This is a genomic window from Nostoc sp. NMS9 (assembly GCF_017114995.1).
Classification (GTDB): Bacteria; Cyanobacteriota; Cyanobacteriia; order Cyanobacteriales; family Nostocaceae; genus Nostoc.
Map to the genome: position 1 here is coordinate 54,611 of NZ_JABXKL010000083.1, position 12,356 is coordinate 66,966.

Sequence of the window (12,356 nt, forward strand, 5' to 3'; positions counted from 1 at the left end):
TGTTGCAGTTTTAATTTATATATCAACAGGGTTACAGGAACATTGAGAAAATTCTACAAGGGATCAATTCCCGTCTCAAAATCCTACCCAATGGCCAGTTGTTGACGTTCACGTTCTCCGAACCACCTTAAGGTGGATGCAGCGCAAGCGTCACCGCTTCATCACAACTGGCTAGAAATCAAACAGAAAATATATAGTACAAATGCACTGACACAGATTTCAGTCGGGGATGGCAGTGTTTGAGTCTGTAGTTGTCTTAGTTTATGTCAAGCTAAGTTTTGCGGACAGTAACACCTCTAGCTCTCTGCACACTGCGGTTCATGTCAGCGTATCCCGGCAGTTACGCTCCCTGCTCAAGTTGCTCAATTGCTGGGTTGGGATTTTACTTCATTAATAGATTAAACAAGAATGCGTAAAACATCCAATATATAGCAGGCTTTGCAATTACTTGGACTACAAAAAATTCGTAGGGATTCACGGCTAGCTATGCGTCTCTAGTGTATATATCGTTAAAATGAAAATTGCTATAAATTGCAGTACGAATATTAAGGTTTAGCCTTTGAGCAATTGGTTTGATTTTGAAGTTATATCATGTCCGCATAATTTAGTTATGCTAACCACAGTCAATACACCCCACCCCCCGCAAGCTCTTAGGGGAGACATAGCTTTGGCGGGGATGGGGTTCTTCGGGTTTAATAAGCAATCAAGCGGACATGACATTATTACCAACTATCAAATTTAAGCTTGAATTTAACTTAACGTTTTAGGTAATTTGGAATAAAATAAAATACATAAGCATTTTTTGACATTTTAGCTACGTAAATATACATATCTTTGTTATAGATTACCATGCTGTTCAATCGTCTATCAGGTTCTGAAATTGATTTAAAGGAAATCCTCGCTCGAATTAGGATGCTGGCTGACCAAATTCACCAGTCACTTGAAGTAAGTGAAATTCTCAAGATTATTGTCAGCGAAGTTAGAAAAACCTTAGAAAGCGATGTCTACGACGGGCTACGCCTACGCGCCATTATCTATCGCTTTTTGGATGATGGAGATGGAGTAATAAAAGAAGAGTCTGTAAGTCATGGATGGAAACCGATTCTAGGGCAATTAATTTACCATCCTTGCTTCAATGCGACATGGGTAGAGCAATATCGAGATGGATACGTTGGTGTGATTGAGTACATTAATACTACAACGCTTGATCCTTGTTATAAAAAGTTATTAATAGACTTGCAGATTCGAGCTAATTTAGTAGTACCAATTTTAGTAAATAATCAAGAAGTTGATGGAGTTTCCAGTACATATCCTCATTTGTGGGGCTTACTAATTGCTCACCAGTGGAGTGGCCCGCGTCAATGGAGTGCTTTAGAAATTGAGTATCTCCAACTAGTAGCGGCAGAGCTACGAATCGCTCTTGGGGAAGCAGAACGCCATCAGCGAAGGGTCATATCTTGCCAAAAGCTAACGCCATAACTCAATCAAAACCGGAAAAAGTTGACAGTTCAGCCAAAGTTGAAGTTGAGATCAATCAAAAGAACTTTGTATAAGAATTTTAGAGAACCCATTATAACAAGAACAGCATTGCCGAAGAATATATCAGTTGCAGACTTGATTGCATTTGACCGATTACAAACTCCAGTTTGGATTTATGATATTCAAAACTTGCAGATGTTGTGGGCGAATCAATCCGCTGTACATATTTGGAATGCTCAAAGTCGAGAAGAATTGCTCAATCGCAACTTCAGTGATGTTTCTGAGTCTACTCACATTCGACTGCAAAGCTATCTGCAAGAATTTCAACAAGGAAAAACCATCGTTGAAAACTGGACATTTTACCCCAAAGGAAAACCTGTTTCTCTTCGCTGTCTGTTTTCTGGAATTCCTATTGAACAAGGGCGAATGGCGATACTGGTTGAAGGAACAACACAACTTATCAATCAGATCGATCGAGAAACACTCAGATCGATTGAAGCCCTACGTCACACCACAGCGATCGTCTCACTTTACACGATGGATGGTGTACCTTTGATGCAAAACCCGGCAGCCCTTCGCTGTTATCGGGATACCTTACACCCTAACTCGTCATCTGAGAATATTTTCCTGAGTCACTTTGTCGATCCTAGTATTGGGCAACAAGCTATCGAGGCGATTAATTTCGGTGAGGTATTCAGCATAGAGGCTCAGGTGTTTACTACTGAGGGGATTCAATGGCATGGGATGGATATACAATGCACCCGCGATCCCGTAACGGGTAACTCCATCATCCTCGTCAACGAAAAGAATATTACCAAGCAACAAGCTGCACTACAAGAACACCAGCGTGTAGAGTCAGAATTGCGCTGGCGGGAAACTTTGCTGCGTTCCATGACTGACACTTCTTTGCTGGGATTCTTTGTTGTTGACAATCACACCGACGAAATCCTTTATTTCAATCACCACTTCTGTAAAATTTGGGGCATCGAACATCTAGAAGACCAAATGCGTTTGGGTGCTTTAAAAAATAATGACATCATTCCTGAGTGTATACTTTCAATTGTTGATGTATCGGCATTTGCCGAATCCTGTAAATCGTTGCAGTCCGAAGAAAATCGTTGCATGATTGAGGATGAAATCTTATTTGTCGATGGGCGAACGATTCGCCGCTTTTCCAGCCAAATTCGGGATACTGAGGATCGATATTTTGGGCGGGTATACATTTTTGAAGACATCACCTCACGTAAACAAATTGAAGCCGCACTCAAAACCAGTGAAGAAAGATGGCAGTATGCCTTGGAAGGAAATGGCGACGGAGTTTGGGACTTGAATGCTGAAACTAACGAAGTCTTTTTCTCCCGGCGATGGAAAGAAATGTTAGGGTTTGCAGAGCATGAAATTGGAAATACCCTCAGTGAATGGGAAGAACGGGTGTACGTAGATGATAAAGCGAGGGTTTACGAGGAGATTATCAAGCATTTGTACGGTGAAACCCAACAATATGTCAGTGAATATCGGATTAAGTGCAAAGATGGAACCTACAAGTGGATTCTAGATCGGGGGCAAATTTCGAGTCGCGCAGCCAATGGTTTTCCCCTACGGATGCTAGGAACCCATACTGATATTACCGAACGCAAGCGTATGGAAGAAGCATTGCGAGAAAGCGAACAACGCTATCGTTCTGTAATTACAGTGATGGCAGAAGGTATTGTCCTACAGCAATCCGATGGGCGAATTACCGCCTGTAATGATAGTGCCGAAAAAATTTTAGGTTTAACAGCCGATCAAATGATGGGGCGAACTTCCATCGATCCGCGATGGCGAGTGATTCATGAAGATGGTACTTCTTTTCCACAGGAAACTCACCCCGCCATCGTCACATTACGCACCGGACAACCCCAATCTCATGTCATTATGGGAGTTCACAAACCTGATGGCAGCTTGACTTGGATTTCAATCAATTCTCAACCACTGTTTGAATCCGATGAATCAAAACCATCTGCGGTGGTCGCATCATTAACAGATATCACAGTTGGCAAACAGGCACAAATTGCCCTGCAACAGCAAACAGAACGGGAACGTATGGTCTATGCGATCGCTCAACATATCCGTAAGTCTTTGGACTTGGATGAAATCTTGAACACAACTGTTGCCGAAGTTAGAGATTTTCTGCAAACCGATCGCGTCATCATCTATCGCTTTAACCGTGATTGGAGTGGTGTGATTGTCACGGAGTCTGTAGCAGAAGGTTGGCAATCGATTTTGAATATGGAAATTACAGACAGCTATTTTGTAAAAATACAGGGACAGTCTGATCAAGAAAGTACGCTTAAAGTTACTCCAGACATCTACACCGCCGGATTTGCCCCTTGTCATGTAGAGTTATTGGAACAGTTGCAAGTCAGAGCCAAGCTAGTTGTACCAATTTTACAAGGCGATCGCCTTTGGGGTCTTTTGGTTGCTCATCATTGCAGCACCCCGCGTCAGTGGCAACCTTGGGAAAGCGAACTGCTTCAGCAATTGGCAACACAGGTAGCGATCGCTATTCAACAATCAGAACTTTATCAACAATTGCAGCGTGCCAACCAGCAACTTGAAAATATGGTGATGGTGGATGAATTAACTCAAATCGCCAATCGCCGATGTTTTGATAATCGGCTTAATTCTGTCTGGCAATATCTTTTACGAGAACAAGGTTTTGTCTCACTACTTTTATGCGACATTGATTATTTCAAACAATATAACGATACTTATGGTCATGCAACCGGAGATGATTGTTTACGCTTTATTGCCCAAGCTTTCAAACAAAGTGTCAAACGTTCTAGAGATTTAGTTGCTCGTTATGGCGGAGAAGAATTTGTTGTTATCTTGCCTAATACTGATAGTGGAGGGGCTTTTCACGTTGCCCAGGAAATTCATAAAGCTATCCAACAGCTAAATATTCCCCATGCTGCATCGCCTGTGAAGCATCACGTCACCTTGAGTATCGGAATTGCCACAGTGACTCCGACATCTAAGATGGTTCCTTTAGATTTGATCGAGGCAGCAGATCAAGCCCTTTATCAAGCCAAAGGAAACGGGCGCGATCGTTCTTGTATAAATAGACTGTCTTAGAGAGTGAGCGATACCTGCGGTTCTTGCCACCCTACGCTAATCAAGTAATTGTTAATATTTTCTAAAGTTTTTTAACTACTTTCATTTCTATCTAAAATTTATCCACAGAAAGATTTTTAAAAAACTTATGAGTTGATTGATTATTAGAATTTAGAAAAGGAGCGACAAAGCCGCTTTAACGACTATCTTCTATCACTTCTTCAGCTGCTTTCATCGCTAACGCAGACTGGATTCTAACAACTCTAAATCACGTGAATATTAAATGACTCTTAAACCGTGTCATCAGGTACTCTTGCATCTTACTTAAGTCTGATATCTTCTGGGGAACAGCTTTGTTGTCAGGTAGATTGATGAGTCGAATTAATGGATTTGTCGGGCGACGTAATTTCTTGAAATTCGCCAGTGTTGTAGGTATTGCAGCTACTACTTTTGGTGATACCTTTTGGAATACAGAACAAACTGCTGTTGCTGATATTCACCCAGTTAACCCTAATTCAATAAGTCCGAATGAAGCCATCAGACGCTTGCTTGATGGTAATCAAAGATTTATCGATCAAAAACGTCAATATCCCGATCAATCACTAGAACGCCTACGATTAGTTGCGAAAGCTCAGTATCCCTTTGCGGCCATATTAGGCTGTGCAGATTCTAGAGTACCTGCGGAAATTGTCTTCGATCAAGGACTTGGAGATTTATTTGTCGTGCGAGTTGCTGGTAATGTTGTCAGTGACACGGTTATAGGTAGTCTAGAATATTCTACATCAGTATTGGGTTCGCAGTTGATTGTGGTTTTGGGTCATAGAAGATGCGGTGCAGTAGCAGAAGCAATCAAAAACGAACCACTTCCTGGAAGAATTGGTTTGATTATTGAGGGCATCAAACCATCTGTAGAAAAAGTAAAGTTCAGAACTGGTGATAATATGCAAGATGCAGTTATAGCCAACATTCAGTATCAGACTGAAAAATTGCAGGAAAGCTCAACTATTTTAGCTAAATTACTCGGTGAAGGTAAACTAAAAATTGTTGGTGCTTGTTACGATATTGACACTGGTAAAGTCAACATTATTACTTGAATACCTCACACTTTTTAAGTGTAGAATTCTTAGTTCGATAATGTTGAAAAAAATTATTAGTTATATATTTTTATTGATAATTTTGAAGTGTACAGCTGATCACAGGTGTCAACTTACAGCAATTTTCATGTATTTGAACCACATCTATCGTAAGGGCACAGCAATGCTCATAGGTGTCAACTTAACGTGAAAGCCAGCCTAGAACCAGCTTTTAGATATTGTCTCGTTATTGTCTCGTTCCCCGGCTGAGACTATTGGTGACAACTTAAAGTGAGCGTCAAAATGTCAAGTGGGGTGCGGAGATAAGTTCAAGGTGGGTTGCTGTCGGGATTTGGGTCGATATTTAACAATTCCCAAATCTCGATTTTTGGGAGAAATAAGGTAAGCAATCAGATCAGTAGCAAGCCCGTGATTTTTTCTTGTAAACTCTCAAGTTTACGGAAATCGCTTCCAATGTTGAGCCATCAACAACCCAAATTCCCTGGAACTTTGTTTTTGTGAACTTGATGCTAGCTGGTAATGGACGTTTTTTTCTTGAAAGCCATTGTTGTTGCAACTGCGGCATTAAATCCATCATTACCCGCTCAAACACTGATGCTGGAAATTCCAAAAACCTTTTAGATAAAGCTTGCTGCGACACTTCCACAGCTTGACACCACAATCGGTCTTCTCGATTTAGTAATCGGCACAACTCACGCACTGATGGCACTCCTCGCCACAGTAATGTCAATACTACTGCCACCATTAAAGGTAAACCCAGAATTCTGTCGCGTAATCCCAACTGCTGCTAATAGCTCAGTTGCTTATATACCAGTGGTGTTAATAGCTCTTCCATCCGCCCTGCCAGCACTTCGTTTTCTGCTGCGGGCATATTTCGCCATCGCTTGTGGTCTGGATTTCCTACCCCTGCCTTCCCCATCACTTTTTTTCTAGAAATGCACCTCTTGACAACATTACCTTTTTCTTAAGTTGTCACCAATAGTCAGAGCAGGGGAATGCCGTCCTTGGGGCTGCCGCCTCCCTTGCTGGCGACAGAGCCGCCAGGAGCAGTATTTCCAGCAAGAGGCTGGAAACGAGGTTTTAAAGTAGTTTCAGCTTAAGTTGACACCACTGAGCAATGCTGTGCCCCTACCGCGTGGTCTATTTACCTGAAAATAGCTGTATCCTGACTGCATGAGTTTTGCCCTCATTTCCAGCCCCTCTCCCAAATTGCTACGGTGTACACAGAAGTATAGTCCGCAAGGGTTTCAAGCCTTTTAGCCCCATAAATACCCCACTTTTGGGCAACTGGAAACTCAATTTCTCCCCCTTATTTTAGGGCTAGGGCAACGAAACCAAGTTTTAAGTGGGATTTCAAGACTTGTGTGTACACCGTAGCTCCCAAATTGGGGGAGCAAATTCTCCAGTTCCCCTTCTCCCATTTTGGGAGAAGGGGTTAGGGGATGAGGGAACCCTAAAACTCTTGCTAAACCTAACTTTTACATTAACTTGATAACAATGTACAGTTGTACATCCCTACAGCCAATGAATTTGTTGTAAATATTTTTGAAAATAGTGTTAGCGATGTTTGAGTTGATCTACGCTAACGCAAACTCACGAAAATTTAGAAAAAACTTAAAGCTTGTAACAAATAAACCTAGCAGGGACTATATAACAAGGCCGCCTGCCAGGAGGGTATAGTATATTCTGGCCATGTTTGATTGGTTAGCACTTATTTGTAAAAAATAATTGCGTATCCCTAAATACAATAACTAAATGCTTCGGAAAACACAGTTAAGAAAAGTTACTAAATAGGTTAATTTCCAATTAAAAGCCAATACGCTTGGGTTAAGAGTTATTCGGTGTAGATAATTGGTCTTTCAAGATGCGATAAATTGCGTCTCTACATCAGGGTTTTGTTGCTCATTCTGAACTGTATTGAATTAAAACCAACAATTAATTTCCCGAATTAGGAAGATAGGGGTGGACAAGGGAGAATGATTGAACAAGTTTCTTCTTTGTCTCTTCCCAATGACGGCAGTTGCTCCACTTGGGGAAACCCCAGACGCTCGCGGACTCGCTAACGCTGCGCTATCGCCCTTGGCGTCTCCCCTTCTCCCAAAGGGAGAGGCTAACGCCAAGGGAGAAGACCGCACTGCCTCCCCAATCCCCAATGCACCATAATATAAGAAAGCGCTTCACACTTCTTAAATAATCAGCTTTATTAGAACAATGGCGAGAGACTTGCGGGGATTCATTAAAATTTTGGAAGAAAGAGGACAATTACGGCGAATTTCAGCTTTAGTTGACCCAGATTTAGAAATTGCTGAGATTTCCAACCGGATGCTGCAAAAAGGTGGGCCAGGATTGTTGTTTGAAAACGTCAAAGGCGCTTCCTTCCCGGTGGCGGTGAATTTGATGGGAACTGTGGAAAGGATTTGCTGGGCAATGAATATGCAGCATCCAGAGGAGTTGGAGACTCTGGGGAAAAAATTGAGTATGCTGCAACAGCCAAAACCACCGAAGAAGATTTCTCAGGCGATAGATTTTGGAAAAGTGCTGTTTGATGTGGTGAAGGCGAAACCAGGACGAGACTTTTTCCCCGCTTGTCAGCAAGTTGTGCTTCAAGGTAATGATTTAGATTTAAATAAGTTGCCTTTGATACGTCCTTATATTGGTGATGCTGGTAAGATTATCACGCTGGGACTAGTAATTACCAAGGATTGTGAGACGGGTACTCCAAATGTAGGTGTGTATCGTTTACAACTACAATCTCAGAATACGATGACGGTTCACTGGTTATCGGTGCGGGGTGGAGCGAGGCATTTGCGAAAAGCGGACGAACGTGGGAAAAAATTAGAAGTTGCGATCGCACTTGGTGTAGATCCTCTAATTATCATGGCAGCAGCTACACCTATCCCTGTAGATTTATCAGAATGGCTGTTTGCAGGACTTTATGGCGGTTCTGGTGTGCAGTTGGCAAAATGTAAAACTGTAGATTTGGAAGTTCCCGCAGATTCCGAATTTGTCTTGGAAGGGACAATTACACCAGGAGAAGTGTTACCAGATGGGCCTTTTGGCGACCACATGGGTTATTACGGCGGCGTGGAGGATTCGCCATTGGTACGCTTTAAGTGTATGACGCACCGGAAAAATCCGATTTACTTAACAACATTTAGCGGTCGTCCACCGAAAGAAGAAGCGATGATGGCGATCGCACTAAATCGCATTTATACTCCCATACTGCGGCAACAAGTATCAGAAATTGTCGATTTCTTCCTCCCAATGGAAGCTTTGAGTTACAAAGCGGCGATTATTTCCATTGATAAAGCATATCCGGGACAAGCGCGACGGGCGGCTTTAGCATTTTGGAGTGCTTTACCACAATTTACATACACCAAATTTGTAATTGTGGTGGATAAAGACATAAATATTCGCGATCCGCGTCAAGTTGTGTGGGCGATTAGTTCCAAAGTTGACCCAGTGCGAGATGTCTTTATTTTGCCAAATACACCTTTTGATACGTTAGATTTTGCCAGTGAGAAGATTGGCTTAGGTGGACGGATGGGAATTGATGCAACTACAAAAATTCCGCCGGAAACAAACCATGAATGGGGTTCGCCTTTAGAATCTGACCCAGATGTGGCGGCGATGGTAGAGAGACGATGGGCGGAGTATGGTTTGGCAGAGTTGCAGTTAGGAGAAGTAGACCCAAATTTGTTTGGCTATGATATAAAGTAACCTGTTATAGATCAATACAGTTCAGAATGAGCAACAAAACCCTAATGTAGAGACGCGATTTATCGCGTCTTGATTTATCGCGTCTTGAAAGACCAATTATCTACACCAATAACCCTTAATTGAAAAGTATTGTGTTATGGATCGTGCAGTAATAGCATAGCAATGCTGTACCCTTACGACAGATATCATTTAAATAAATGAAAACTGCTGTAATCAAATATCAAAATGAAAAAGCTGGAGAACACAGCCTGATATAAATATCTCTTTGATCGTCAGCAAAAGACCTTCTCCCATGAAGTATTCTTGTATTATCAATCATTAAAATATCGCCTTTTTGCCACGAAATTTCCGTAGTTATTTTTTCAGCAATTTCATTAAGTTCAGATACAACCTCTTCAGAAATTTCTGAATCATCTTCAAAATTAAGAATCTTTGGGCTTAACTGCTTTGTGGGTAATAGACTATTAATAAATACCTGATATTTTCCACATCTGCTGGGAATAATGGCTGGAGAAATATATTCAAGCAGAATCGATTTATCGTTATTTACTGTCAGATGCGTATTATTTTTCTGACACATTTCTTCTAGCTGATTCAAATCATCTGTTTGATATTTTTTCTGCCAGTCCTCTTGAGATATCCGAACAGTAAATTTTAACTTCTTTTTACTGAATAACTCTTTAGTTGAACTACTAATTTCATTAAAAAACTGTCTGCCATCACATACCGTAGTTTCACCATCTTCTACTGGTGGATTAGCACAGAAAAACCACAGCATAAGTGGGATATTCTGCTGATAATACATTTCGCCGTGCAACTTAATCTCAGATTTAAAATCATTGACGCTTAAAAGAGTCTCATCTCCATTAATTACCCTTCTACTGAATGCACCACCAGCATAATTGATAAAATCGATACTCAAGAGATTGGTAAATTCTTTAAAAATATCAACATCAACATCAAATCCTCTAAAAAGTAAGATTCCATTAGCCTTAAATAAGCTAATAATTTCTTCTTTGTCTAATTCTAAAATACTCACATTGTCGAGATTATTAATTTCTTGAACTATGCTATCTGATATGGAATGTATTTTTTTATTCATATAACTTAATGAATCTTTGTCGAAATTTTAACTTGCTGTTGGCGTTAACCACACCATAATATACTGACACATTAATACTCAATGATATCGTTGTGTTGCATCCATCAGCGTAGGCGTAGCCCGTCGTAGACATCGCAGGACTAAATTTTGTAAAATTAAAAGTGTTATTACAGTACTAAAATCTCTTTGATAGAACTACGTCACAAAGTTAACCAGAATTTGTTTAGGTAAATTCGGAGATATAAACTAAGACTCCAGGCTTGGGTACTGATGCCAGAAACTTGAAGAAATTATGACAAAAAAAGTGAAAAATCCAGCATCAAAGTTAGCGATCGGATTGGCATTCAGTTGTATTAGTGTGATACTCAATACTGGTATAGCTAGTGAAATAAGTTTAGCGAAATCAAGTAATTCTCAAAAGTGCGATCTTTTTGCCTACGTCGTCGATACAGATCCCCAAGGTTTAAATGTGCGGAGTGGTGCAAGTACAAATAACGTAATTATAGGACAAATACCCATCAACGAAACAGTTCAGGTTATTGGTGCTGCTGGAAATTGGGTGCAGATTACTAATGCTAGCAATGGTTTTAAAGGAACTGGATGGGTATTTGTGCCAAAGTTAGGCTTAACAACGCGGGGCTACGGTACTAACGGCGTGTATTTATACACTGGCATAAATCAAGAAAGCCAAAAAGCGAGAAGAATTCCTGCTAATACGGCTGTCAAATTGCTAGGTTGTCAGGGAGATTGGGCGCAGGTGGAATATCAAGGTGTTAAAGGTTGGTTGACAAGGGAAGATCAATGTGGCGCAGCCCTTACTAGTTGTTCTTAGAACCTCACTCCCTCCCCATAAGCGAGGATGGGGCTATGAGAATTACTTTTAAAATTTTGGTTTTGAGATATTTGTTATGGTTTATCCATTTCCAGGAATGAACCCGTATTTAGAAGATCCTGCATTATGGCCAGGAGTACATGGGAGATTAGTAGTAGCGATCGCAGATGCTTTATCTCCTCAACTGCCTCCTAAATATATAGTAGACATCGAATAAGGAGTATATCAAACAAGTGGAGAAGATTCTCTCTTGGTGGGTATTCCTGATGTAGCAGTGCAGCGTCAAAAGAGTGTAATAAATTCAGATATAGCGAATGTTGTGATTGCTTTGCCCACAGTTCAAGCTGTGAGAGTGACAGTTCCTATGCCTGAAACTGTCAGGGAAATGTATTTGGAAGTGCGAGAGGTAGCAACAAGAGAAGTGGTGACAGAGATTCGCAGAAATATAAATGGACTGGATTACACTACTGCGATCGCACACACCACCAAAAATCACATAATTAGCCCGCTCCTCGCTTGCGGGGAGGGGGTTAGGGGTGGGGGTTCTATCTCTGCAACCAAGCACTAATATACTGCAACACCCCCTCCATCCTCTCCAAAACATCCTCATTTCTAAATCGCACAACCTGCAACCTCAAACCCTCCAAAAATTCTTGACGTATTGCATCTTCCTGTTGAGTGTAGTCGTGAATTTCGCCATCTACTTCCACCACTAACCGCGCTTCATTACAGTAAAAATCAACTATAAAACGGTCAATTGTTTGCTGACGGCGAAACTTGAAACCCAAAAGTTGCTTATGTCTCAACTTCTCCCAAAGTAGCTTTTCTGCTAGAGTTGGTTCACACCGCATCTGTCGCGCCAATGGTTTAAGTTTTTTCCAAAGTTTGTGTGGGGTTTGCCAAGGGTATCCCGGAACCCCACCCCCTAACCCCCTCCCCGCTTGCGAGGAGGGGGGACTGGAGTTAGTGAGAGGCTTTGGTTGGGGTTGTGATTTTCGGACATTTGCGATCTTGATGGTTAGCTAATTAATATTTC

At 41.3% G+C, this 12,356-nt stretch carries 9 protein-coding genes and 1 pseudogene; 6 read left to right on the forward strand and 4 right to left on the reverse strand.

The genetic code is table 11. The features are described 5' to 3' along the window. The first annotated feature begins 849 nt into the window (after positions 1–849). The 3 genes from HWQ40_RS26540 (at position 850) to HWQ40_RS26550 (ending at position 5,666) form a co-directional block, all read left to right on the forward strand. Positions 850–1,479: a GAF domain-containing protein gene (locus HWQ40_RS26540; protein WP_292783978.1), complete on the forward strand. Its 630-nt coding sequence runs from the start codon at positions 850–852 to the stop codon at positions 1,477–1,479. Positions 1,480–1,587: 108 nt separating this feature from the next. After that, a complete protein-coding gene (locus tag HWQ40_RS26545; protein ID WP_292783981.1) occupies positions 1,588–4,593 on the forward strand; it encodes a diguanylate cyclase in 3,006 nt (1,001 codons plus the stop codon). Positions 4,594–4,943: 350 nt separating this feature from the next. Next, positions 4,944–5,666, forward strand: a complete 723-nt coding sequence (locus HWQ40_RS26550) for a carbonic anhydrase (protein WP_292783983.1) — start codon at positions 4,944–4,946, stop codon at positions 5,664–5,666. Positions 5,667–6,060: 394 nt separating this feature from the next. Here the strand turns inward: HWQ40_RS26550 and HWQ40_RS26555 are convergent, their stop codons facing one another. Continuing rightward, positions 6,061–6,411, reverse strand: a complete 351-nt coding sequence (locus HWQ40_RS26555; RefSeq protein WP_292783986.1) for a hypothetical protein — start codon at positions 6,409–6,411, stop codon at positions 6,061–6,063. Positions 6,412–6,453: 42 nt separating this feature from the next. Further along, entirely contained in the window at positions 6,454–6,585 is a 132-nt protein-coding gene (locus tag HWQ40_RS26560) for a hypothetical protein (protein ID WP_292783988.1), read from the reverse strand. Positions 6,586–7,877: 1,292 nt separating this feature from the next. Between HWQ40_RS26560 and HWQ40_RS26565 the strand changes: the two genes are divergently transcribed. Continuing rightward, the gene (locus tag HWQ40_RS26565) at positions 7,878–9,386 is read left to right on the forward strand and encodes a UbiD family decarboxylase (protein WP_292783991.1); all 1,509 of its coding nucleotides are present in this window, start codon (positions 7,878–7,880) and stop codon (positions 9,384–9,386) included. Between the two features lie 220 nt (positions 9,387–9,606). Here HWQ40_RS26565 and HWQ40_RS26570 read toward each other — a convergent pair whose 3' ends face one another. Continuing rightward, a complete protein-coding gene (locus HWQ40_RS26570; protein WP_292783994.1) occupies positions 9,607–10,488 on the reverse strand; it encodes a TauD/TfdA family dioxygenase in 882 nt (293 codons plus the stop codon). Between the two features lie 292 nt (positions 10,489–10,780). Here HWQ40_RS26570 and HWQ40_RS26575 point away from each other — a divergent pair, with 292 nt between their 5' ends. Then, the gene (locus HWQ40_RS26575) at positions 10,781–11,320 is read left to right on the forward strand and encodes an SH3 domain-containing protein (protein WP_292783997.1); all 540 of its coding nucleotides are present in this window, start codon (positions 10,781–10,783) and stop codon (positions 11,318–11,320) included. Between the two features lie 76 nt (positions 11,321–11,396). Then, a pseudogene (locus HWQ40_RS26580) lies at positions 11,397–11,888 on the forward strand (DUF4058 family protein). Here the strand turns inward: HWQ40_RS26580 and HWQ40_RS26585 are convergent. Next, on the reverse strand, positions 11,866–12,171 hold the full coding sequence (locus tag HWQ40_RS26585) for an endonuclease domain-containing protein (RefSeq protein ID WP_292783999.1): 306 nt from the start codon (positions 12,169–12,171) through the stop codon (positions 11,866–11,868). The pseudogene HWQ40_RS26580 and the gene HWQ40_RS26585 sit on opposite strands and share 23 nt — an antisense overlap. Positions 12,172–12,356: the final 185 nt, after the last annotated feature.

Coding starts and splice junctions, on each gene's coding strand:
- HWQ40_RS26565 (WP_292783991.1), top strand. CDS start 7,878: ATGGCGAGAGACTTGCGGGGATTCATTAAAATTTTGGAAGAAAGAGGA.
- HWQ40_RS26585 (WP_292783999.1), bottom strand. CDS start 12,171: ATGCGGTGTGAACCAACTCTAGCAGAAAAGCTACTTTGGGAGAAGTTG.
- HWQ40_RS26550 (WP_292783983.1), top strand. CDS start 4,944: ATGAGTCGAATTAATGGATTTGTCGGGCGACGTAATTTCTTGAAATTC.
- HWQ40_RS26540 (WP_292783978.1), top strand. CDS start 850: ATGCTGTTCAATCGTCTATCAGGTTCTGAAATTGATTTAAAGGAAATC.
- HWQ40_RS26575 (WP_292783997.1), top strand. CDS start 10,781: ATGACAAAAAAAGTGAAAAATCCAGCATCAAAGTTAGCGATCGGATTG.
- HWQ40_RS26555 (WP_292783986.1), bottom strand. CDS start 6,411: ATGGTGGCAGTAGTATTGACATTACTGTGGCGAGGAGTGCCATCAGTG.
- HWQ40_RS26560 (WP_292783988.1), bottom strand. CDS start 6,585: ATGGGGAAGGCAGGGGTAGGAAATCCAGACCACAAGCGATGGCGAAAT.
- HWQ40_RS26570 (WP_292783994.1), bottom strand. CDS start 10,488: ATGAATAAAAAAATACATTCCATATCAGATAGCATAGTTCAAGAAATT.